Origin of the sequence: Massilia sp. TSP1-1-2 (assembly GCF_049896185.1) — a bacterium.
Classification (GTDB): domain Bacteria; phylum Pseudomonadota; class Gammaproteobacteria; order Burkholderiales; family Burkholderiaceae_D; genus Telluria_A.
On the sequence record NZ_JAFCTU010000201.1, the window covers coordinates 1 to 599 of the forward strand.

Sequence of the window (599 nt, forward strand, 5' to 3'; positions counted from 1 at the left end):
GGCAACAGTGTACGTGGTCTAAACATGAGTTCAGATAGCGCCGGTTCCACGACCGATGATTTACAACTTCACTCACTCGCAGATTTTGTTCTGCAGTCGGGTTATTTCATCGTAGCAGGAACCGAAGTGCTCGGCGAAGGTCGGCAATGGGGCGTAACCTGTCGTTCGGTGACGCGACAATGCTTTGATTCTAGAGCTGTTTTCGCCTGTTAATCATTTGCGTAGATCCTTGCGGTCCCCAAGTTGAGGTGACGGAATATTCTGGGGTTCCGGCATACACCTGATCAACGGCGCGGGCCGCGCACCTGTGAACGTCATATGCAATTAGCGTACGCCGCAGCCAATTGAACGCGAGCCGGCGCCGACGATTGCAAGCTCAGTTGCAGTTAATTTGAGCCGAAATCGTCGTCGAATGCGAGCACGGCCACTTTCAAACGCTAGCCGTTACAGCTAGTCTATTTGGATGAAATCGATGTAGTCCGCCCACTTTTGCATCATCGCCTTGCGCTCGTCAAGGTAGCGAGCTCTATCGTATGCGCTCTCCAATTTATCCTTGGGAGCGTGCGCCAGCTGGCGATCAACGACCTCATGGCGGATTC

Annotated in this window: 1 protein-coding gene; it reads left to right on the forward strand. The window is 53.1% G+C overall.

Translation table 11 applies throughout. The annotated features are described in order from the left end of the window. Positions 1-213, forward strand: a 213-nt coding sequence (locus ACP7BV_RS27690) for a hypothetical protein (protein WP_426108127.1), incomplete at its 5' end; no start/stop codon positions are given. Positions 214-599 lie beyond the last annotated feature (386 nt).